This window comes from Pseudomonas flexibilis, from assembly GCF_000806415.1.
In the GTDB taxonomy this organism is placed as follows: Bacteria; Pseudomonadota; Gammaproteobacteria; order Pseudomonadales; family Pseudomonadaceae; genus Serpens; species Serpens flexibilis.
In genome coordinates this window covers 83277-101660 of the sequence record NZ_JTAK01000002.1, presented here as the reverse complement: position 1 = coordinate 101660, position 18384 = coordinate 83277, and the positions used below count along the sequence as shown (strand labels likewise).

Sequence of the window (18384 nt, the reverse complement as noted above, 5' to 3'; positions counted from 1 at the left end):
ATTCTCCAATCGTTCATGACGCTTCGCTGCGCACCCGGCGCACCGCGCTCAGCCAGCCGGCATAGAGTGCCTCGCGACGCTGCGCCGGCATGCACGGCTCGAAGCGCCGCTGCTGTTGCCAGTGGCCGGCGACCTCGTCCAGGTCGCGATACAGCCCGGCCTGCAGGCCCGCCAGATAGGCGGCGCCCAGCGCGGTGGTCTCGTTGACCTGCGGGCGCTCGACCGGCACGCCGAGGATGTCGGCGAGAAACTGCACCAGCCAGTTGTTGACCACCATGCCGCCATCCACGCGCAGCGCGCTGAGCGGCGCGGCGCCGTCCTGGCCCATGGCTTCGAGCAGGTCGCGGGTCTGGTAGCAGACCGCTTCCAGGCCGGCGGTGACGATTTCCTTGATGCCGGTGTCGCGGGTCAGGCCGAAGATCGCGCCGCGCGCCTTCGGGTCCCAGTAGGGCGCGCCCAGGCCGGTGAAGGCCGGCACCAGGTACACGCCGCCGGCGTCGCCGGCCTGCAGGGCCAGCGCTTCGCTCTCGTGGGCGTGCTCGATCAGCCGCAGGCCATCGCGCAGCCACTGCAGGGCGGCGCCGGCGACGAAGATGCTGCCCTCCACCGCATAGGTCGTTTCGCCGTTCAGCCGGTAGGCCACGGTGGTCAGCAGGCGGTTGCGCGAGATCAGCGGCTCGGCGCCGGTGTTCTGGATCAGGAAGCAACCGGTGCCGTAGGTGCTCTTCACCATGCCCGGCGCGAAGCAGGCCTGACCGATCAGCGCCGCCTGCTGGTCGCCGGCCATGCCCAGCACCGGCAGCGCCGCGCCCAGCCAGTGGGCGTCGGTCTCGCCGAAGTCCGCCGCGCAATCCAGCACCTCGGGCAGCAGGCTGGCGGGGATGTCGAACAGCGCCAGCAGCGTCTCGTCCCACCGCTGGGTGTGGATGTTGAACAGCAGCGTGCGCGCCGCGTTGCTGGCGTCGGTGCGGTGCGCCCGGCCGCCGGTCAGGCGCCAGAGCAGGAAGCTGTCCACGGTGCCAAAGCGCAGCTCGTCGCGCGCGGCGCGCGCGCGGGCGCCCGGCACGTTGTCGAGGATCCAGCGCAGCTTGGTGGCCGAAAAATACGGATCGATCAGCAGCCCGGTGCGCGCCGCCACGTCCGCCTCATGGCCGGCGGCCTTGAGCTCGGCGCAGTAATCGGCGGTGCGCCGGTCCTGCCAGACGATGGCCGGGTAGATGGCTTCACCGGTGGCGGCGTCCCACACCAGGGTGGTCTCACGCTGGTTGGTGATGCCGACGGCGCGGATGTCCGCCGCCCGCAGCCCGCCGTTGGCCAGCGCCTGGCGGCACACGGCGAGCGTGCTGTCCCACAGGTCCTCGGCGGCATGCTCGACCCAGCCGTCCCGCGGGAAATGCTGGGCGAATTCCTGCTGCGCGCTGGCCACCGCGCCGCCGCTGGCCGAAAAGATGATCGCCCGGCTACTGGTGGTGCCCTGGTCGATGGCGAGGAGGTAGTCGCTCATGAAGACTCCGTTATCCACGGCCGATGGGGGCGAACGTCGCCTGGGTCTGCTGCGCCAGCGCCTCGGCGCTCAGCTCCACCTCCAGCCCGCGCCGCCCGGCGCTGACATGGATGGAGGGCTGCTGGCGGGCCGATTCGTCGATGAACGTACGCAGGCGCTTCTTCTGTCCCAGCGGGCTGATGCCGCCGACCAGATAGCCGGTGGCGCGCTGCGCGGCGGCCGGGTCGGCCATGTCCACCTTCTTCACGCCGGCCGCCTGGGCCAGCGCCTTGAGGTCGAGGCTGCCGGCCACCGGCACCACCGCCACCAGCAGCTCGTTCTTCTCGGTGGCCGCCAGCAGGGTCTTGAACACCCGTTCCGGCGCCAGGCCGAGCTTCTCCGCCGCCTCCAGACCGTAGGACGGCGACTTGGGATCGTGTTCGTAGCTGAGGACGCGGTGCTCGACGCGGGCTTTCTTGAGCTGATCGATGGCTGGAGTCATGGTGCTTTGCTGTGCAGGGATCGACGAAAGGCTACGTTAGCGGCCGCCGCGCGCCAGCGCTACAGTGTTCCGGCAATCCTGGCCCTTGAGCGTGGCATGAACGAACCCTGCGAAGACCCCTACGACCTGGCCGTGATCGGCGGTGGCATCAACGGTGTCGGCATTGCCGCCGACGCCGCCGGACGCGGCCTGAAGGTCTACCTCTGCGAACAGCACGACCTGGCCAGCCACACCTCCTCGGCGAGCAGCAAACTGATCCATGGCGGCCTGCGCTACCTGGAACACCGGGAGTTCCGCCTGGTGCGCGAAGCGCTGGCCGAACGCGAAGTGCTGCTGGCCAAGGCGCCGCACATCATCAAGCCGCTGCGCTTCATCCTCCCGCACCGCCCGCACCTGCGCCCGGCCTGGATGATCCGCTTCGGTCTGTTCTGCTACGACCACCTGGGCCGCCGGCGCACCCTGCCCGGCTCGCGCGCCCTGCGTCTGGGCGCCGACAGTCCGCTGCGCCCGGACATGACCCGGGGCTTCGAGTACGCCGACTGCTGGGTGGACGACGCCCGCCTGGTGGTGCTCAACGCGATGGCCGCCCGCGAGCGCGGCGCCCGGTTGAACACCCGCACCCGCTGCCTGTCCGCCCAGGTCCGCGATGGCCTCTGGTATCTGGAACTGCAGCGCGTCGACGGAAGCCGTTCGGTGGTGCGCGCCCGCGCGCTGGTCAACGCCTGCGGCCCCTGGGTGGCGGATTTCCTGCGCGACGGCTTGCAGCGCCAGCCACGCCACGGCGTGCGCCTGGTGCAGGGCAGCCATATCGTGGTGCCGCGCCTGTACCCCGGCGAGCAGGCCTACATCCTGCAGAACGAGGACCGGCGCATCGTCTTCGTCATCCCCTGGCTGGAGCGTTTCAGCCTGATCGGCACCACCGACCGCGAGTACCACGGCGACCCCGAGCAGGTGCGCATCAGCGAGCAGGAAACCGAGTACCTGCTGGACGTGGTGAACCGGCATTTCCGCCAGCCGGTGGAGCGCGACGACATCCTGCACAGCTTTTCCGGCGTGCGTCCGCTGCTCGACGACGAGTCCGGCGACCCGTCGGCGGTGACCCGCGACTATTTCCTCGAGCTGCACGGCGCGGCTGATCAGGCTCCGTTGCTCTCGGTGTTCGGCGGCAAGCTGACCACCTACCGGCGCCTGGCCGAGTCGGCCCTGGAGCTGCTCAAGCCCTGGCTGCGAGATATGGGCCCGCGCTGGACCGCCGGCGCGCCATTGCCGGGCGGCGAAGAGATGAGCGACCCGCAGCGCCTGGCCGCGCAACTGCTCGACCAGGCGCCCTGGCTGCCAACCGACCTGGCCCGGCGCTGGGCGGTCAGCTACGGCAGCCGCAGCTGGTGCTTGCTGGGCAGCGCAACGGGGCTGGGCGATCTGGGCGAACACTTCGGTGCCAACCTGTACGCCCGGGAAGTGGACTACCTGCGTCGCGAGGAATGGGCGCAAACCGCCGAGGACATCCTCTGGCGGCGCAGCAAGCTGGGGCTGTTCCTCGGCCCGGAACAGCACGCGGGGCTGGAGGCCTACCTGCAGCGGGAGCCGTTGAAGATGCGCTGACCGGACATGCGCTGCCAGCGGTGGACAAGAAAACCGTTGTCCACCCTACGCGGCTGAGCCGTAGGGTAGACAACGGCGAAGCCTTGTCTACCGCCGGTGCGCACGCAGCCCGGGCCGGTGGAAAATCGCTACGCGAGTTTTCCACCCTACGGATTGAGATCACGTGCGGGGCCGCTGGTGGACAAGCAAGAGGTTGTGCACCCTACGCATCGGTCGGGATCCACCCGCCAGCCTCAGCCCGCGTGCCGCTCACGCAGCCGGCGCGCCGCCGCCACCATGTTCACCAGCGCGGCCTCGGTCTCCGGCCAGCCGCGGGTCTTCAGGCCGCAGTCCGGGTTGACCCACAGCCGCTCGACCGGAATGCGCTCGGCGGCCTTGCCCAGCAGCGCGACCATCTCCTCGACGGTCGGCACCCGGGGCGAGTGGATGTCGTACACGCCCGGGCCGATCTCGTTCGGATAGTCGAAGGCGCGGAACGCCTCCAGCAGTTCCATCTGCGAGCGCGAGGTCTCGATGGTGATGACATCGGCGTCCATCGCGGCGATGGAAGCGATCACATCGTTGAACTCGCTGTAGCACATGTGGGTGTGGATCTGCGTCTCGTCGCCCACGCCGCTGGCGGTCAGCCGGAAGGCCTCGGCGGCCCAGTCCAGGTAGGCCTGCCAGCGGGCCTTGCGCAGCGGCAGGCCTTCGCGGAAGGCCGCCTCGTCGATCTGGATGACGCGGATGCCGGCGGCCTCCAGATCGCACACCTCGTCGCGGATCGCCAGCGCCAACTGGCGCGCCTGCTGTTCGCGGGATATGTCGTCGCGCGGGAACGACCACATCAGCATGGTTACCGGGCCGGTCAGCATGCCCTTCATCACCTTGGCGGTCTGCTCCTGGGCGTAGCGGATCCATTCCACGGTCATCGGCCGCGGCCGGCTGATATCGCCGTAGATGATCGCCGGCTTCACGCAGCGCGAACCGTAGCTCTGCACCCAGCCGAAGCGGGTGAAGGCGTAGCCGTCCAGCTGCTCGGCGAAGTACTCGACCATGTCGTTGCGCTCGGCCTCGCCGTGCACCAGCACGTCCAGTCCCAGCTGTTCCTGCACCCGCACCGCGTGGCGGATCTCGGCGCGCATGGCTGCGGCATACTCGGCCGCCGGTAACGTCCCCTGCCTGAAGGCCTGGCGTGCCTGGCGGATTTCGGCGGTCTGCGGGAAGGAGCCGATGGTGGTGGTCGGGAACAGTGGCAGGTGCAGGTGCTCGCGCTGCGCGGCGATGCGCCGGGCGAACGGCGACTGGCGCCGGCTGTCCTCGGGGCGGACGGCCGACAGGCGCGCCTGCACCGCCGGGTTGTGGATGCGCGGCGAGGCCGCGCGGGCCACCTGCACGGCGCGGCTGTCGGCCAGCGCCTGTTGCACGCGCGCCGACTGCGGATCGCGCAGGGCCTCGGCCAGCACGGCGATTTCCGCGCACTTCTGCACGGCGAAGGCCAGCCAGCCCTTCAGCTCGGCATCCAGCCGATCCTCGCGATCCAGATCCACCGGGCTGTGCAGCAGCGAACAGGAGGAGCCCACCCACAGCCGCTCGCCCAGGCGCGCCTGCGCCTGCTGCAGCACGCCCAGGGCCTTGTCCAGGTCGGTACGCCAGACGTTGCGGCCATCGACCACGCCCAGCGACAGCACCTTGTAGGCCGGCAGCCAGTCGAGCACCACCGGGAACTGCTCCGGGGCGCGCACCAGGTCCACGTGCAGGCCGTCCACCGGCAGGCCGGCGGCCAGCGCCAGGTTGTCCTCCAGGCCGGCGAAGTAGGTGGCGATCAGCTTCTTGCCGGGCTCGCGCTGCAGCAGGTTGTAGGCACGCTCGAAGCCGGCCTTCCAGGCCTGCGGCAGGTCGAGGCCGAGGATCGGCTCGTCGATCTGTACCCAGTCCACGCCCAGCGTCTTCAGGCGTTGGAGGATTTCTCCATACACTGGCAGCAGGCGTTCCAGCAGGTCGAGGCGCTCGAAGTCGCCGCCCTTGCACTTGCCCAGCCACAGATAGGTCAGCGGGCCGATGATCACCGGCTTGACCGCATGGCCCAGCGCACGGGCTTCGGCGACTTCCTCGAACAGCTGCTCCCAGCTCAGCCGGAACGTCTGGTCGGCGGTGAACTCGGGGACCAGGTAGTGGTAGTTGCTGTCGAACCACTTGGTCATTTCCTGGGCATGGGCGCCGCCGCAGCAGCCGCCGCTGACGCCGCGCGCCATGGCGAACAGGGTGTCCAGGCTCGGCAGGCCGCCATCGCGGGGGCGGAAGCGCTCGGGGACCACGCCGAACATCAGCGAATGGGTGAGCACCTGGTCGTACCAGGCGAAATCGCCGACCGGCAGCAGGTCGATGCCGGCGTCCTTCTGCAGTTGCCAGTGTTCGGCGCGCAGCTGGCGGCCGACCTGGCGCAGGCCGGCCTCGTCCAGCGCGCCCTTCCAGTAGGCTTCGAGGGCTTTCTTCAGCTCGCGGTCGCGGCCGATGCGGGGGAATCCGAGGGTGTGGGCAATAGCCATCTGTGCTCTCCAGTAACCGTGGCCGGCATTCTCGGCGCGCTGGAAAGCTGAAACAAACTCAAGATTCTATTGAGCAACACGAGATTAATTCATGAACGTAGGGCGCTCCGCGCTTTTATCGGGCCGCCGATCGAGGCCACGCGGGGACAATCCATGGTTTGGTGTTCCGCCGTGGTCATCGCGGCCGACGCCGCTACGTAGGGCGGACAACGCCGTTCCTGTCCGCCGTTACGCGCACAGGCTGGCGTGAGTTACTTCTTCAGCAGATCCGCCAGTCCGGCGAAGGCCTTGAAGGTTTCCTTCGGACCCTTGTCGCCGCCCGGGGTGGCCTCGGCGAAGTACTGGTTGTCGGTATAGCGCGAGTGCTCGTTGTCGTGGCAGTACAGGCAGAGCAGCTCCCAGTTCGAGCCGTCCTCGGGGTTGTTGTCGTGGTTGTGGTCCTTGTGATGGACCGTCAGCTCGCTCAGGCGCTTGCCGGAGAATTCACGGGCGCAGCGGCCGCACACCCAGGGGTACATCTTCAGGGCCTTTTCCCGGTAGCCCTGCTCGCGCTGGCTGTAGGGAATGTTCGATTTGCTGGTGCTCATGCGCAGTGCTCGATCAGGTGACGGAAACCGCCGCCCGGGCGGGGGGCGGCGGCTCTAGTTGACGTCTCTCGCCCGGCGGCGTCAATCCGTCTTCAGATCATCTTGCGCAAGCGGTTCAGACGTTGTTGGCCGGCGCTCAGCCAGTGCGGCAGTGCCGGGCCGGTGCCGGCCTCGCGCAATCCGGCGTGGCGCGCCATCACCACGCGCAGGGGCACCTCCTGCTCCGGCTCCACGTCGACGAACAGCACATGGCGACCCTCCTCCAGGGTTTTCTGCAGGGCCTGAAAATGCTGGTTGCGCCGCTGGAAACCGAAGAAACCGCTCTCCCACACCGAGAAACCGAACAGCACCAGCGCCAGGAACACGAACGGCGCCCAGCCGGCGCGGGTGGCGGTCCAGCCGGCCCACCAGGCCACCAGCAGCACCAGCACGGCGAGCGCCAGGCCTACCAGCGCGCCGCGCCAGCCCAAGTTGAACACGTCGGTCTTCATCACCGAGGGCACGCCATGCACCCGGTGCCGCTCGAGCTCGGCGTCCTGCTCGCTGAGCACGTGGATCTGCTCCGTGGGAATGCCGCTGGTTTCCAGCTCCCGTTCCAGGAGCTCCAGCTCATCGAGGGTGTCGCTGATGTAGTAGTGGCGGTTCATAGAGGCCTCCCAGAGCGGTTGCGAAAGCCTCCCTGCGGCAAATCGACACGCGGCCATGCCCAGCCCGCGCTCACGGTCGGACAGGCCGCTGGACTATCCTGTGCCTATAGACACAACAGGAGACGGAATAATGCGCAACGTACTGGTGGCATTCGACGGGTCGGACAGTTCCAAGCGGGCAGTCCAGTACCTGATCGACTTCGCGCGCGAACATTCGGCCACGCTGAACGTGCATCTGCTCAACGTGCAGCAGCCGCCCATCGTTTACGGCGAATACGTGACCGGTGAGCTCATCGAGCGCATGGAGCAGTCGGCAACCAGCCAGGCCCAGCACCTGCTCGACTGGCCGGCCGCGCAGCTGCAGGCCGCCGGCATCACCCACAGCCGCCACACCGCACAGGGCAACATCCCCGAGCAGATCGGCCTGGCCGTCGAGAAGCTGAGCTGCGACACCGTGGTGATGGGCACCCGGGGCCTGGGCAACTTCTCCGGCCTGCTGATGGGCTCGGTCGCCACCCGCGTGGTGCATGAAGTGCCGGTGCCGGTGCTGCTGGTGAAGTGATCGAGAGGGCCGACAAATCGTCGGCCCTTTTTCTTTCAGGGCTGCTCGCCGCGAGCCGCCAGACTGGCCTGGTGCACCCGCTCGGCCGGTACCCGCAACTGGGTCAGCAGGTACTCCGCGAAAGCCGGCGCATAATCCTGCCGCGCAATGGCCCAGGCCATGCAGGCCAGCCAGGCTTCCCGCTCCTCTTCACCGACCCGCCAGCGCGTGTGGAACGCCGGGATGCTGATCGGCCCGAAGCGCGCCGCATATTCCCTCGGCCCGCCCAGCCAACCGCTCAGGAAGGTCGCCAGCTTGTCTTTGGCCAGCTCCAGCGACTCGGGGTACAGCTGCCGCACGCAGGCGGCTTCGGGCAGCGTGTCCATCGCCCGATAGAAATCCTCGACCAGGCGCCGCAAGCCGGCCTGGCCGCCGGCGGCCTGGTAGGACGCGTCACCGACGCCGAAAACAGGGGTAGCAGTGTTCATTGAGTGTCCCGCTCAAAACAGTCAGGGGCGCATGGTAGAGTCCCGGCGTCGCTCCACCAACCGGTTCATCCGCCTTGCCTTCGGAGATGCCCATGCCCGCTGCGCCCGACTTCCGCCAGACGCTGTCCGCCCAACGCCCCTACGAACGCCGGGCAGCGAGCGACGACTTGGCCTACCTGATCGACCAGTTGGAAAGCGATCGGGGGCGCATTGTGCACAGCGCGGCGGTGCGCCGCTTGCAGCAGAAGACCCAGGTGTTCCCGCTGGAACGCAACGCCGCCGTGCGCAGCCGCCTGACCCATTCGCTGGAGGTGCAGCAGACCGGTCGTTTCATCGTGCGCACCCTGTACAAGCAGCTGGGTTCGCGCGCGGCGGACTACGGGCTGGACGGGCTGGAATCCGCGCTGGAAAGCCTGGTGGAGATGGCCTGCCTGCTGCATGACATCGGCAATCCGCCGTTCGGGCATTTCGGCGAGTTCGCCATCGGCGAATGGTTCGAGCGCAACCTGGATACCCTGCTGGACGCTGCACTGCCCGGCACCGCTGCGCAAGAGGAGCGGGTGGTCCGGCTGCTGCACGACCTGAAGACCTTCGAGGGCAACGCCCAGGGCATCCGCCTGGTGTTCCGCCTGCTGCGCCTGAACCTCACCTACAGCCAGACCGCCGCCATCCTCAAGTACGTGCGCTGTGCGGACACGCCCCATCCGCCCAGGGGCACGCCTGGCGCCTACCTGCACAAGAAGCCCGGCTTCTATGTGTCCGAACAGGCTTTCATCCAGAACCTGTGGGCGGCGCTGGGACGCGCACCGGGAACACGTCACCCGGCCGTGTACATCATGGAGGCGGCCGACGACATCGCCTACTGCCTGGCGGACATCGAGGACTCGGTGGAAAAGGGTTTCTTCGATCTCGACCAGCTGGCAACCGCGCTGCTGGCCCGCTACCGGGAACTGGCCGACCCGGAGTCGCCCCTGGATGGCGGGCAATCCTTCCGCCAGCGCCTGGACTACGCGCTCAAGCGCGCCGGCCAGGAGCCGGTCAACCCGACCGGCGAGTTCTTCATCTGGCTGCGGGTGAACATGATCCACCCACTGGTGAAGCACGCCGCCGCGCAGTTCATCGCGCAGATCGAGGCCGTGCATGCCGGCACGCTGGACCGCGCCCTGCTGGAGGACGGCAGTGCCGAGGCGGCCATCGTGCAGACCTTCAAGAGCGTGGCCGCCGACAAGGTGTTCTGCCACCGGGAAGTGGAGACCCTGCATCTGCAGGGTTATCGCATCCTGCAGGGACTGCTGGATTTCTACGCGCCACTGCTGCGGGCGCGGGCCGAGGAGTTTCGCGCGCTGGCCGCCGGCCGGCCATGCGGTTCGCCGCTTTTGCAGATGCTCACGCGCCGCTTGCCCAGCCAGCTACTGCGTGCCTACCTGGCGGCGGTGGAGGAAAGCGCCGGCGAGCCGCTGTGGGAGTTCTACCACCGCTGCCGGCTGCTACAGGACTTCGTCAGCGGCATGACCGACCAGCTGGCGCAGGACGAGTACCACACGCTGGCGGCGTTGTAGGGGAGCCACTCCCACAAGCCCGGCCACCCCGGTACACCGCGGCGGTGCCCGGCGGCGGTCCTGGCCGCCGTCGCAGCGCCGCGTCGCCTGCCTACGCCTTGAACTGGTCCATCAGCGCCTGTTGCTGGTTGGCCAGGCCGTTGAGGGTCTGGCTGATACGTGCCGACTCCTCGGCCTGGCCGGTGAGGGTTTCGGTCACGCCGCGTACGCCGGCGACGTTGCGACTGATCTCATCGGCCACTGCACTCTGTTCCTCGGCGGCGCTGGCGATCTGCAGGGTCATGTCGTGGATCACGCCGACCGCCTCGCCAATGCGACCGAGCGCCGTGACCGCCTCGGCCACCTGGCCGACGTTCTCCTGGGCCTGCTCGAAGCTGTCCTTCATCGATACGGACAAGCCGCGGGTATCGGTCTGCAGCGTCTCGATCACCGACTGGATCTCGCCCACCGATTCCTGGGTGCGCTGGGCCAGGCCGCGCACCTCGTCGGCCACCACCGCGAAGCCGCGTCCGGCCTCGCCGGCGCGGGCCGCCTCGATGGCGGCGTTGAGCGCCAGCAGGTTGGTCTGTTCGGCAATGCCGCGAATCACCTCCAGCACGCTGCCGATCTGTTCGCTGTTGGCGGTCAGCCCGCTCATGTGCTGCATGGCGCCATCCAGATCGCGCATCAGCGTCTCGAAATCGCGGGTGGTGCGGGCAATCACCTCGCGGCCCATGCGCGAGGCCTCCTCCGCGCCGCGGGTGGCCTCGGCGGCCTTGGCGGCGTTGCTGGCCACGTCCTGGGCGGTGGCGCTCATTTCCTGGGCGGCGGTGGCCAGCATGTCCACTTCGCGGAACTGGCGCTGCATGCCCTCGTTGGTCTGCGACGCCAGCGCCAGCGACTGGTCGGCGGTGGCGCGGGTCGCCTGCGCCGCCTGCTTCACCTCGGCGATGATCGGCTGCAGCTTGTCGAGGAAGCGGTTGAACCAGCCGACCAGCGTGCCCAGCTCGTCCTGCCGCGCGTAGTCCAGGCGGCGGGTCAGATCGCCCTCGCCGCTGGCGATGTCCTTGAACATGTCCGCCACGGCGAGGATCGGCCGGGTCACGCTGCGCGCGGTCAGCCAGATCAGCAGCAGGCCGACGCCGGTGGCCAGCAGGCCGAGCATCAGCGACACCAGGCTGTCGCTCAGCCGGCGCTGGTCCAATTGACGCTCCAGGTCGAGCACCGGGGCCTGCACGATGCGCTGGGGAATCTCCAGCAGCACCGACCACGACGGACTGTCGGGGATGGGCGCGAAGGGGTGCAGGACTTCCAGCATCTCGCCGTACTGGCTGACTTGCGGCCGGCCCTGGGCGATGCGCTGCAGCAGGTCATCATGACCCGGATAGGCGGTCGCGAAGCCCTCGCCGAGCAGCCCGGCGTTGCCGCTGTAGCCGGCCAGCAGGCCTGCGGTACTGATCACGCCCATGTGGCCCTGGCCGCCATACAGCGTCTGGTTGGCGGAGCTGGCCAGCGTCTGCAGGCGGTTCAGGCTGATGTCCACGCCGAACACCCCGACCACCTTGCCGTCGCGCAGCAGCGGGAAGGCAATCGAGGTCATGAGGATGTTCCTGCCGTCCACCGCGTCCACGTAGGGATCGATCACGCACACCCGCTGGCGCTCGTGCGGACAGCGGTACCAGCTGTTGTAGGGCAGGCCGTTCTTGCCGGGCGTGGCGTCATTGATCAGCGCTTCGCTGATGGTCTCGTGCTCCAGCGTCTCGCCGTCGCGGGACCAGTAGATGCTGAAACGCCCCGTCTCGTTGGCGCCGAACTCGGCGCGCTCGGCGAACAGCGCGTCCTTCTCGTCCAGCGCATCGGGCTCGAAGACCAGGTAGAGGCCGAACAGGTCCGCGTTGTTCTGCAGCGCGTTACCGGCCAGGCGAACGAGGTCTTCACGCAAATCGAACGCGCTGTCCATGCGGGCAATGGACTGTTCGCGCATCAGCTGCACCTGGCCGAGGATGCCGCTGCCGTACTGATAGGTGTCCATGAACAGACGCTGGATGCGCAGTGCCTGGGTCTGGCCATAGGCGCTGATGCGCTCGCCGGCCGCCTCCTGCAGCATGGCGCTGCCGGCCTCCTTGACCAGCACGCTGCTGCGCTGGGTCTGCTGCAGCGAGGCGCCGATCAGCACGGCAACGATCAGCACCAGGCACAACCCCGCCAGCAGGGTGATTTTCCAGGCAATGGACAGACGCGAAGGGGACATGGCCAACAACTCCCTAACAGGACCACTTTTTTCCTGGCCGAACTCCACCAGGCCTTTCGGGGTTATCGGCACCCTTGGCCGTCACCTGAGCGAATCGGGTGCATTGACGTCATTTTTTTGTAACACCAGCCCCGCCGCGGTGCGTCATCTCCTGCCTGCGCTCAGGCTCGCGCCTGGCGGCGCGGCCAGGTCAACGTGAAACGGGCACCGCCCAGCGTGCTGCGGCCCACCGAGGCGCGCCCGCCATGCCAGTGGATGATGCGCCGCACGATGGACAACCCCAGACCGTGGCCGCCCAGGGAACGGGCGCGACTGTCATCCAGGCGCAGGAAGGGCGTGAAGATGCGCTCCCAGGCCTCGCGGGGCACGCCGGGGCCGTCATCCTCGACATCCACCCGGCAGACGTCGCCGGCAATGCTGTAGTTCACCCGCACCCGTCGCTCGGCATGGCGCAGGGCGTTGCTGACCAGGTTGAGCACCGCCCGTTGCAGATAACGCGGCTCCGCTTCAATCAGCCCGCCATCGGGCGCCGGGCGCCAGACGCCGCGCTCCAGACGCACCTCGACGCGCAGCGGCGCCGCCTCGTCCATCACCCGCTCCAGCAGCGCCGGCAGATCGACGTCCTGGAAATCCAGCTGCGGCGAGCCCTGCTCCAGACGGGCGTAGACCAGCATCTCGTCGACCAGACGGTCCAGCTCCTGGATGTCGTGGTCCATGCCGGCCAGGTACTTGCGCCGCTGCGCCGCGTCCTCGCTGTCCTCGACCATCTCCAGGCCGAAGCGCAGGCGCGCCACCGGCGTGCGCAGCTCGTGGGAGACGGCGCGCACCATCTCGCGCTGCACGCTGATCAGCCGCTGCACGTGCTCGGCCATGGCATTGAAGGCCGCGGCCAGCCGCCCCACCGAGTCGCCCTCGCCTTCCGGCACCCGCGCCTCCAGCTTGCCGGCGGCGATCCGCGTGGCCGCCGCCTCCAGGCCGCGCAGGCGGTATTCCAGGCGGCGCACCAGGGCGTACAGGGTCAGGCCGATCAGGCTCAGCCCGAGCACGGTGAACAGCACCAGCAGTTGCGGCGGGTAGGGATTGAGCGGGTACAGCGGGCCGATCTCCAGAATCCACGGCGTATCGACCTGGCCGACCATCACGCGGATCGAGTCGCCGCCCCTGGCCAGCGCCATCACCGTATCGCCCTCGACCAGGCGCCGGCGCTGGTCGGCGTCCAGCTCCATCTGGTCCATGGCGCGCAGGTGCACGGGGTAGCCGAAGCCCTTGGCCTCCGCCAGCTCGGCCAGGCGCTGGCGCTGCTCGGGGGCCGGGTAGCGGCGCAGCTCGTCGCTGATCAGGAACAGCGTGGCGCGCGCCAGCTGCTCGCTGACCTGCTCCACGGTCGCGGTGAGCACCAGACGCTCCTTCTCGCTGACCAGGCTGTAGATCAGCGAAGGATTCAGCCGCTCGACCAGCACCTGACCGCGCAGCAGGCGCGTGCGGCCACGGCTATCCAGCTGCACGTCGGCCAGGCTCTCCAGATGCAGCGGCGTGCCCAACAGTCGCCCCCATAGCGCCATGGCGCGGGTGCGCTCCACCGCGTCCATGCCGGCCAGGTTGTCGGCCATCAGCCGGAACGAGCCCTGGGCCAGGCGCTCGCGGTAGTGGTCGTGGCGCAGCGCGTTGACCAGCTGAAGACTGCCCACCGCCAGCAGTGCCACCAGCACCAGGGCGGCCAGCATGCCGGCGTAGATACGCAGGAAGATGGAATTCACAGGGCGCGTTCCTGACCAGAATGGGCAGGAGTCTAACCGGCCTGCCCCGCAATGGGGATCGTAGGGTGGACAACGCTTTTCTTGTCCACTGCCACACCGCTGCGGCGGCGGCCGGCCGCCGAATCAAAGCTCCTCCGCCACCTCGCGCACGAACAGATAGCCCTTTCCGCGGATGGTCTTGATCAGGCGTGGGGTGACCGGGTCGTCGCCGAGCTTGGGGCGGATGCGGGAGATGCGCACGTCGATGGAGCGGTCCTGGCCGTCGTATTCGATGCCGCGCAGCTGGGTGAAGATCTCCTCGCGCGACAGCGTGCGTCCGGCGTTGAGCGCCAGCAGCCAGAGCAGGTCGAACTCGGCGCCGGTCAGGTCGACGCGTTCGCCGCCCAGGGTGGCTTCGAGGCGCGCGTGGTCCAGCTGCAGCGAGCCAAAGCTCAGGCGCTGCACCGCCTCGGCGGGCGCCTCGTGCCGGCGCAGCAGGGCGCGGATGCGTGCCAGCAGCACCACCGGACGCACCGGCTTGCACACATAGTCGTCGGAGCCCATCTCCAGGCCCTGCACCTGATCGAGGTCGTCGGTACGCGCGGTGAGCATCAGGATCGGGCCGTCGTAGCCCTGTTCGCGCACCCGCCGGCAGATGGAAAAGCCGTCCTCGCCCGGCAGCATCAGGTCCAGCACCACCAGCGCGGGACGCTCGGCGAGGATCTGATTGACCGCCCGCCGGCCATCGGCCTGCACGCTCACCGCCAGCCCCTGGGATTCGAGGTAGTCGCGGGTCAACTCCGCCAGGCGGGCGTCATCCTCGACGATGAGGATGTGACAGCGGTCCGGCATGACATCTCTCCTTGGCTTGCGAATGGCCGGCATTGTATCGGGTTTGCCGCGCCGGGCCGACACGGCCCTGGCTTGCCAGGGAGCGGCTTCGGCCGCGATCAGGGCGCACCTTGAAAAGCACTGAGGCTGACGCGGCTCCCCCGGGTTTCCCCGCCACTACATATAGGGGGAGAAATCCCTCACAAAACGATGAAAAGCGCTGAGCGAGCCGCCATGCCCATTGCAGCGGGGTGTGCAAAGGAAACCCACAGGCTTATCCACAGAAGGGCTCGGCGGGGTGGCTTGTCTTTCCCGTCGGCTGCCATTATCTTGCGCCGCATCAAGCAGAACACACTACATGTTGTGTTTCGGCGGAACCCGAGAGAACGAAAGGAATCCAACCCGTCAAGGGCCGAACAGGCCGGACGGGCAACGCCACGGGCGAGGAATCGCCGCTGTCGACAGACGACGCCCCTGCGGGCACGAACTGAGGTCAGTCACCAGGTGTTGCGAGCGAGGCGCGTGCCTCGATCAATCCGGGAGCCAGGGAGGCGTTTACGCCGTATGCCACCCCATCCCCTTGTCACGCCAATTTGCCGGCGATTTTTCCCCGGCATGGCGTTTTTTTGCCCGGCGAGCGGCCATAGCCGTCACGCGGAAGAAGCATTGGAAACGTGGAGCAGCCCATGCAAACCGACAATACCGCCATCAGCCCGGAACTGAGCGCCACCGCGCCCGGCAGCCTGAAGGTCATCAAGCGTAACGGCACCGTGGTGCCCTACACCGACGACAAGATCAGCGTGGCCATCACCAAGGCCTTCCTGGCCGTGGAAGGCGGTCAGGCAGCGGCGTCGAGCCGTATCCACGACACCGTGGCCCACCTCACCGCGCAGGTGACCGCCACCTTCACCCGCCGCATGCCGTCGGGCGGCACCATCCATATCGAAGACATCCAGGACCAGGTGGAACTGGCGCTGATGCGCGCCGGCGAGCAGAAGGTCGCCCGCGACTACGTGCTGTACCGCGAAGCCCGTTCCCAGGAACGCAAGCGCGCCGCCGAGGCCCACAACGTGGCCCAGCCGCACCCGAGCATCCGCGTCACCCTGGACGACGGCAGCCAGCGCCCGCTGGACCTGGGCCGCCTGCAGACGCTGATCCGCGAAGCCTGCGAAGGCCTGGCCGAGGTGGACGGCGCACTGATCGAGCGCGAGACCCTGAAGAACCTCTACGACGGCGTGTCCCTCAAGGACGTCAACACCGCCCTGGTGATGACCGCGCGCACCCTGGTGGAGCGCGAGCCCAACTACAGCCAGGTGACCGCCCGCCTGCTGCTCGACAGCCTGCGCGCCGAAGCTCTCTCCTTCCTCGGCGTGGCCGACAGCGCCACCCACCACGAAATGGCCGACCTGTACGCGCCGGCGCTGACCGCCTACGTGGAAAAGGGCGTGGAGTTCGAACTGCTCGACCCGCAGCTGAAGACCTTCGACCTGGCCAAGCTGGGCGCCGCGCTGGATCACGAGCGCGACCAGCAGTTCGCCTACCTGGGCCTGCAGACCCTCTACGACCGCTACTTCATCCACAAGGGCGGCGTGCGCTTCGAGCTGCCGCAGGTGTTCTTCATGCGCGTGGCCATGGGCCTGGCCGTGGAAGAGCCGAAGAAGAACGAACGCGCCATCGAGTTCTACAACCTGCTGTCGTCCTTCGACTACATGGCCTCCACGCCGACCCTGTTCAACGCCGGCACCCTGCGTCCGCAGCTGTCCTCCTGCTACCTGACCACCGTGCCGGACGACCTGGGCGGCATCTACAGCGCCATCCGCGATAACGCCCTGCTCTCCAAGTTCGCTGGCGGCCTGGGCAACGACTGGACCCCGGTGCGCGCGCTGGGCGCCTACATCAAGGGCACCAACGGCAAGAGCCAGGGCGTCGTGCCCTTCCTCAAGGTGGTCAACGACACCGCCGTGGCCGTCAACCAGGGCGGCAAGCGCAAGGGCGCGGTGTGCGCCTACCTGGAAACCTGGCACCTGGACATCGAGGAATTCCTCGAACTGCGCAAGAACACCGGCGACGACCGCCGCCGCACCCACGACATGAACACCGCCAACTGGGTGCCCGACCTGTTCATGAAGCGCGTGTTCCAGGACGGCCCCTGGACGCTGTTCTCGCCCTCCGACGTACCCGACCTGCACGACCTGACCGGCAAGGCGTTCGAAGAGCGCTACGAGTACTACGAAGCCCTGGCCGGCTACGGCAAGCTCAAGCTGCACAAGGTCGTCCAGGCCAAGGACCTGTGGCGCAAGATGCTCTCGATGCTGTTCGAGACCGGCCACCCGTGGATCACCTTCAAGGACCCGTGCAACCTGCGCAGCCCGCAGCAGCACGTGGGCGTGGTGCACAGCTCCAACCTGTGCACCGAGATCACCCTGAACACCAACGCCGACGAAATCGCCGTGTGCAACCTGGGTTCGGTGAACCTGGTGAACCACATCGTCGATGGCCAGCTCGACCTCGCCAAGCTGGAGCGCACCGTGCGCACCGCCGTGCGCATGCTCGATAACGTCATCGACATCAACTACTACAGCGTGCCCCAGGCGCGGAACGCCAACCTCAAGCACCGCCCGGTGGGTCTGGGCCTGATGGGCTTTCAGGACGCCCTGTACCAGCAGCACATCGCCTACGGTTCCGACGCCGCCGTGCAGTTCGCCGACCGCTCCATGGAAGCGATCAGCTACTTCGCCATCCAGGCCTCGTGCGACCTGGCCGACGAGCGCGGCGCCTACCAGACCTTCGAGGGTTCGCTGTGGAGCCAGGGCGTGCTGCCGCTGGATTCCCTGCAGCGCCTGATCGACGCCCGTGGCGAGCAATACATCCAGGTCGACCGCACCGAGAGCCTGGACTGGGCCCCGCTGCGCGAGCGCGTGAAGGGTGGCATCCGCAACTCCAACATCATGGCCATCGCGCCGACCGCGACCATCTCCAACATCGTGGGCGTGTCGCAGTCCATCGAGCCGACCTACCAGAACCTGTACGTGAAATCGAACCTCTCGGGCGAGTTCACCGTCATCAACCCCTACCTGGTGCGCGACCTCAAGGCCCGCGGCCTGTGGGACCCGGTGATGGTCAACGACCTCAAGTACTACGACGGCTCCGTGCAGCAGATCGAACGCATCCCGGCCGACCTCAAGGCGCTGTACGCCACCGCCTTCGAAGTGGACACCAAGTGGATCGTCGAAGCCGCCAGCCGCCGCCAGAAGTGGATCGACCAGGCCCAGTCGCTGAACCTGTACATCGCCGGCGCCTCGGGCAAGAAACTGGACGTCACCTACCGCATGGCCTGGTACCTGGGTCTGAAGACCACTTACTACCTCCGCGCCCTGGCCGCCACCAGCACCGAGAAGTCGACCATCACCACCGGCAAGCTCAACGCCGTGAGCTCGGTGATCGATGAAAGCCTGCAAGCCGCCCCGGCTCCCGCCCCGGTGCCGAAAGCCTGCAGCATCGACAACCCCGACTGCGAAGCCTGCCAGTAACCGACCGTAGGGTGGATATCGCTTTCCATATCCACCACGGCCCCGCCCTGCGGGGCCCGCCAGGCCGCGCCAAACGCCATCGGTGCCGTTGCGTGCACCACAGCCACCCGAACAACGACC

Annotated in this window: 13 protein-coding genes; 4 read left to right on the top strand and 9 right to left on the bottom strand. The window is 68.0% G+C overall.

Going from position 1 to position 18384, the window contains the following annotated elements; translation table 11 throughout:
• Positions 1 to 13: 13 nt before the first annotated feature.
• Both glpK and ybaK read right to left on the bottom strand, forming a co-directional pair.
• Positions 14 to 1504, bottom strand: a complete 1491-nt coding sequence (gene glpK / locus PT85_RS04225) for a glycerol kinase GlpK (RefSeq protein WP_039559658.1) — start codon at positions 1502 to 1504, stop codon at positions 14 to 16.
• 10 nt (positions 1505 to 1514) lie between these two features.
• The gene (gene ybaK, locus PT85_RS04220) at positions 1515 to 1985 is read right to left on the bottom strand and encodes a Cys-tRNA(Pro) deacylase (RefSeq protein ID WP_039606041.1); all 471 of its coding nucleotides are present in this window, start codon (positions 1983 to 1985) and stop codon (positions 1515 to 1517) included.
• Positions 1986 to 2081: 96 nt separating this feature from the next.
• Between ybaK and glpD the strand changes: the two genes are divergently transcribed.
• Positions 2082 to 3587: a glycerol-3-phosphate dehydrogenase gene (glpD, locus tag PT85_RS04215; RefSeq protein WP_039606040.1), complete on the top strand. Its 1506-nt coding sequence runs from the start codon at positions 2082 to 2084 to the stop codon at positions 3585 to 3587.
• Positions 3588 to 3820: 233 nt separating this feature from the next.
• Here glpD and metE read toward each other — a convergent pair whose 3' ends face one another.
• The 3 genes from metE to PT85_RS04200 all read right to left on the bottom strand — a co-directional run bounded on the left by metE (position 3821) and on the right by PT85_RS04200 (position 7349).
• Positions 3821 to 6115 (bottom strand): 5-methyltetrahydropteroyltriglutamate--homocysteine S-methyltransferase, encoded by a 2295-nt coding sequence (gene metE, locus PT85_RS04210; RefSeq protein WP_039606039.1) that lies wholly within the window; start codon positions 6113 to 6115, stop codon positions 3821 to 3823.
• A 251-nt stretch (positions 6116 to 6366) separates the two neighbouring features.
• Complete coding sequence (locus tag PT85_RS04205; RefSeq protein WP_027591649.1) at positions 6367 to 6702, bottom strand: YajD family HNH nuclease; 336 nt, start codon at positions 6700 to 6702, stop codon at positions 6367 to 6369.
• A 92-nt stretch (positions 6703 to 6794) separates the two neighbouring features.
• Positions 6795 to 7349 carry an O-antigen ligase family protein gene (locus tag PT85_RS04200; protein WP_027591648.1) on the bottom strand — a complete coding sequence of 185 codons (555 nt, stop codon included), beginning with the start codon at positions 7347 to 7349 and terminating at the stop codon, positions 6795 to 6797.
• 130 nt (positions 7350 to 7479) lie between these two features.
• Here PT85_RS04200 and PT85_RS04195 point away from each other — a divergent pair, with 130 nt between their 5' ends.
• The gene (locus PT85_RS04195) at positions 7480 to 7911 is read left to right on the top strand and encodes a universal stress protein (RefSeq protein WP_027591647.1); all 432 of its coding nucleotides are present in this window, start codon (positions 7480 to 7482) and stop codon (positions 7909 to 7911) included.
• Positions 7912 to 7946: 35 nt separating this feature from the next.
• Here PT85_RS04195 and PT85_RS04190 read toward each other — a convergent pair whose 3' ends face one another.
• Positions 7947 to 8378, bottom strand: coding sequence for a group II truncated hemoglobin (locus PT85_RS04190; protein ID WP_027591646.1), 432 nt, complete (start codon positions 8376 to 8378; stop codon positions 7947 to 7949).
• Between the two features lie 92 nt (positions 8379 to 8470).
• Between PT85_RS04190 and dgt the strand changes: the two genes are divergently transcribed.
• Positions 8471 to 9937 (top strand): dGTPase, encoded by a 1467-nt coding sequence (dgt, locus tag PT85_RS04185; protein WP_039606038.1) that lies wholly within the window; start codon positions 8471 to 8473, stop codon positions 9935 to 9937.
• Positions 9938 to 10028: 91 nt separating this feature from the next.
• On the opposite strand, the gene PT85_RS18635 is transcribed toward dgt, so the two are convergent.
• The 3 genes from PT85_RS18635 to PT85_RS04170 all read right to left on the bottom strand — a co-directional run bounded on the left by PT85_RS18635 (position 10029) and on the right by PT85_RS04170 (position 14755).
• Positions 10029 to 12167 (bottom strand): methyl-accepting chemotaxis protein, encoded by a 2139-nt coding sequence (locus tag PT85_RS18635; protein ID WP_039606037.1) that lies wholly within the window; start codon positions 12165 to 12167, stop codon positions 10029 to 10031.
• A gap of 161 nt (positions 12168 to 12328) precedes the next feature.
• On the bottom strand, positions 12329 to 13924 hold the full coding sequence (locus tag PT85_RS04175; RefSeq protein ID WP_027591409.1) for an ATP-binding protein: 1596 nt from the start codon (positions 13922 to 13924) through the stop codon (positions 12329 to 12331).
• Between the two features lie 123 nt (positions 13925 to 14047).
• Complete coding sequence (locus PT85_RS04170) at positions 14048 to 14755, bottom strand: response regulator transcription factor (RefSeq protein WP_039606036.1); 708 nt, start codon at positions 14753 to 14755, stop codon at positions 14048 to 14050.
• 665 nt (positions 14756 to 15420) lie between these two features.
• On the opposite strand from PT85_RS04170, the gene PT85_RS04165 reads away from it, so the two are divergent.
• On the top strand, positions 15421 to 18264 hold the full coding sequence (locus PT85_RS04165) for a ribonucleoside-diphosphate reductase subunit alpha (protein ID WP_052237606.1): 2844 nt from the start codon (positions 15421 to 15423) through the stop codon (positions 18262 to 18264).
• Positions 18265 to 18384: the final 120 nt, after the last annotated feature.

Bases quoted from the DNA above. Each gene is read 5' to 3' on its own strand.
- PT85_RS04190 (WP_027591646.1), bottom strand. From the start codon at position 8,378: ATGAACACTGCTACCCCTGTTTTCGGCGTCGGTGACGCGTCCTACCAG.
- PT85_RS04170 (WP_039606036.1), bottom strand. From the start codon at position 14,755: ATGCCGGACCGCTGTCACATCCTCATCGTCGAGGATGACGCCCGCCTG.
- ybaK (WP_039606041.1), bottom strand. From the start codon at position 1,985: ATGACTCCAGCCATCGATCAGCTCAAGAAAGCCCGCGTCGAGCACCGC.
- glpK (WP_039559658.1), bottom strand. From the start codon at position 1,504: ATGAGCGACTACCTCCTCGCCATCGACCAGGGCACCACCAGTAGCCGG.
- PT85_RS04200 (WP_027591648.1), bottom strand. From the start codon at position 7,349: ATGAACCGCCACTACTACATCAGCGACACCCTCGATGAGCTGGAGCTC.
- PT85_RS04195 (WP_027591647.1), top strand. From the start codon at position 7,480: ATGCGCAACGTACTGGTGGCATTCGACGGGTCGGACAGTTCCAAGCGG.
- PT85_RS18635 (WP_039606037.1), bottom strand. From the start codon at position 12,167: ATGTCCCCTTCGCGTCTGTCCATTGCCTGGAAAATCACCCTGCTGGCG.
- metE (WP_039606039.1), bottom strand. From the start codon at position 6,115: ATGGCTATTGCCCACACCCTCGGATTCCCCCGCATCGGCCGCGACCGC.
- dgt (WP_039606038.1), top strand. From the start codon at position 8,471: ATGCCCGCTGCGCCCGACTTCCGCCAGACGCTGTCCGCCCAACGCCCC.
- glpD (WP_039606040.1), top strand. From the start codon at position 2,082: ATGAACGAACCCTGCGAAGACCCCTACGACCTGGCCGTGATCGGCGGT.
- PT85_RS04165 (WP_052237606.1), top strand. From the start codon at position 15,421: ATGCAAACCGACAATACCGCCATCAGCCCGGAACTGAGCGCCACCGCG.
- PT85_RS04205 (WP_027591649.1), bottom strand. From the start codon at position 6,702: ATGAGCACCAGCAAATCGAACATTCCCTACAGCCAGCGCGAGCAGGGC.